The organism is Streptomyces sp. NPDC057271 (genome assembly GCF_042668715.1).
GTDB lineage: Bacteria > Actinomycetota > Actinomycetes > Streptomycetales > Streptomycetaceae > Streptomyces.
In genome coordinates, this window is the sequence record NZ_JBHUYJ010000223.1 from 1 (window position 1) to 2,683 (window position 2,683).

Sequence of the window (2,683 nt, forward strand, 5' to 3'; positions counted from 1 at the left end):
GGGCCGTAGGACCGTCGTACGCGATAGCTTGCTCCGCCAGGAGCCGTCGTGGGGCCACGCTGCTGTCCGGCGGCGGTCACCGCCGGGTCGTCGCTGGTCACCGGCTCGTCTCCGGGTCCTGCTGCTGGATTTCGCGGACGAGTTCCTCGATCCAGTCCATGGCGAGGACCGGGTGGTGGAGGGTCCAGGGGCGATCGTGCTGATCTCGTTGCACGATCCAGGTGGTGTCGGGGCCGGACTGGGCGCGGTGGAGGTGGCCGTGCTGGTGGAGGACGGTCAGCCAGGAGTCGACTTCGGCGGGAGTGGCCGGGTGGGTGCGCATCAGGTGTTCTCCGCTGTTGCTCTGGAGGGGGGTGGGGCGGATGTCAGGAGCGGGTGACCGGCTTGGGTGACCGGCTCGGTCACCCGCTCCGTGGTGTCCGGTCAGTTCCGGGCGGAGGTGACCGGCTGTCCGTGCTGGGCGCGGAGCTGGGCCATCAGGGCGGTCAGGGTGTCGCTGGACAGAGGGATCTGCTGACCGCGGATCGCCTGGGCGACCACCTTGCGGGTCAGCTTGTCCTCGGCCCTGACCGCTGACCGGGCGATCTTCAGCAGCTCCTCGGTGTCCGGATCAGGCCGCCGGTCACCAGGTGTCCGGGCCTCTCGGTCAGTGACCGGCGGCAGCATGACCGGCGAGGTGGCGACCGCCGCCGGGCTGCCCTGGTCTCCGGTGACCGGGGCGGTGTCGTCGGGGCGGTCAGTGACCGGCCGAGCCGAGTCCGACTGTCCGGGCAGGTCAGCGGCCCCGTACGACTGGCCTCGGTCATCGGTGACCGGGTTGCTGCTGCCCACCGGGGCCCTGTCCCCGGTCAGTGACCGGGAGGCAGGAGCCTGCTTGTCCAGGGACAGTGGCGGCCGGTCGGTGAGGGCGGTGACCGGCTGACCGGCCTTGACCTGACCGATCGCCGACCGGTTCTGACCGATCCGGTCAGTCCGGGTGACCTCCACGGCGTCGCGCCGGTCACCCTGACCCGAGTGACCCGGGTAACCGGGGTGACCGAGGTCCTCGCGGTCACTGCCCTTGACCGGCCCCCGGGCGATGAGGATGTAGAGGTGGACCGCTCCGGCCAGGGCGAGCGGGGCGATGGTGGACAGCACCGCGACCACCGTGTCGCCGAGCCGAAGGCCGGTGCTGGCGACCGCGTCCTCGTTGAGCCGCACCGCGTGGAGCGCGTTGGCCCAGATGCTGGCGGCCGTGGCCGTGCCGAAGAGCGTCCAGACGTAGAGCCGGGCGCGCAGCGGCGCGTCGCGGAGGACCAGGAGCGCCCGGACGCCGTAGGCGATGAACCCGTCGATCACCAGGGGGAAGAGGTAGGTGAGGAAGCCTCGGATGTGGATGGCAACGGCCATCTGCTGCAGCGCGTCGTACGACAGCGCGCATCCCGCACCGCCGAGGGCGATGACGACCGCTCGGTCCCAGCCGGATATGTGCGCCGTCTTCGGCACGGTCAGGGCAGTCACGCCGCCGTCCCGAAGTCGTCGCGACCCAGGCGCTCGATGCCGGCCTCGGACGAGGCGGTGGCCGTCTCGGGTTGATTCAGGTCTCGGTTGCGCAGGGCGCGGCGGAGTTCGCGGTATCGCTTCTGGGCGTGCTCCTCGGTGATCTTGAGGAGCCAGGCCAGGCGCTGCTCGGTCACCCCGTGGCGGTAGGCGGCGCGGATGACCGCGCGGCGCTCGGCCTTGGTGAGGTGGATGTCGCGACCGGCGATGGTGTCGTTGACGCGGCTGTAGTCGAGGCGGTGGGCGATCTTCTCGTGCAGAGGTCCGCGCTCCTCCTCGGTCAGTCCGCCTCGGATGCCGTCGGCGTCGCCGGCTTCCAGGGCGGCGTCCAGGCAGACGCGGCGGACCGGGCACTGGCCGCACAGCGCCTTCGCTGCGGTGATCTTGTCGGTCTCATCGGGGTCCGGGAAGAAGATCTCGGGGTCCACCGGGTTGTACTCGGTGCTCTGGCAGACGGCCTGGTCCCTCCAGGTGTGGTCGCCGAGCGACCGGTGGCGGACAGGGTTCTGCGTCGTGCTGGTCATACGGGGTGCTCCGATCGCTCTCCGCGCGCAGGGGCGTCGGCGGAGAGGTGCGCTGGGTCGGGGACGGGCTCGGGGCGGCGCGCAGAAGGCGCGGCCCGGCGTGGCGGCCTGGGGCGGGTCAGGCTGCGAGACGGTGGCGTCTGCGGTCGACCTGCTCGAACTCGACCCGGGTGGTCATCTGGGCGAGCCGGGAGGCGACGCGGTCGCCGAGGTGGGCACGGAGGTCCTTGATCGCCAGGTTGGTGGTGATCAGGGTCGGAAGCTCGTAGTTGTATCGGCGGTTGATCAGCCGGTACGTCACTTCCTCGACCCACTCGCTGGCCCTGGCCGCGCCGAGGTCGTCGATGATCAGCAGCGGGCAGCGGCTGACGGTGGCCAGCTCCCGCTCGCTGTCGGCTCCGGGCCGGGGTCGCAGGTCGGCGTACAGGTCGGCGGCGGTGGTCGCGCGCCAGCGCACGCCGACTCCGCTCTGGACCAGCCGCCGGACCGCGCCATACGCCTGGTGTGTCTTGCCCGCGCCGACGACTGTCAACGGCCGTGTAGTGCTCCCCGTAGGCGGCCAGTAGTTCTCCCTGCTGGCGGCCGTTAAGAGTCCCCGCTGGCGGCCAGATATCTCCCCG

The 2,683-nt window shown here is 71.3% G+C and carries 4 protein-coding genes; all 4 read right to left on the reverse strand.

The genetic code is table 11. The annotated features are described in order from the left end of the window. Positions 1-97: 97 nt before the first annotated feature. Positions 98-322 (reverse strand): hypothetical protein, encoded by a 225-nt coding sequence (locus tag ACFUJR_RS39040; RefSeq protein ID WP_383181534.1) that lies wholly within the window; start codon positions 320-322, stop codon positions 98-100. Positions 323-423: 101 nt separating this feature from the next. After that, entirely contained in the window at positions 424-1,500 is a 1,077-nt protein-coding gene (locus ACFUJR_RS39045) for a DUF2637 domain-containing protein (RefSeq protein ID WP_383181537.1), read from the reverse strand. After that, the gene (locus ACFUJR_RS39050) at positions 1,497-2,063 is read right to left on the reverse strand and encodes a WhiB family transcriptional regulator (protein ID WP_383181540.1); all 567 of its coding nucleotides are present in this window, start codon (positions 2,061-2,063) and stop codon (positions 1,497-1,499) included. Before ACFUJR_RS39050 ends, ACFUJR_RS39045 begins: the two co-directional genes overlap by 4 nt. 118 nt (positions 2,064-2,181) lie before the next feature. Continuing rightward, the coding region (locus ACFUJR_RS39055) for an ATP-binding protein (RefSeq protein WP_383181543.1) at positions 2,182-2,683 on the reverse strand (502 nt) is incomplete at its 5' end.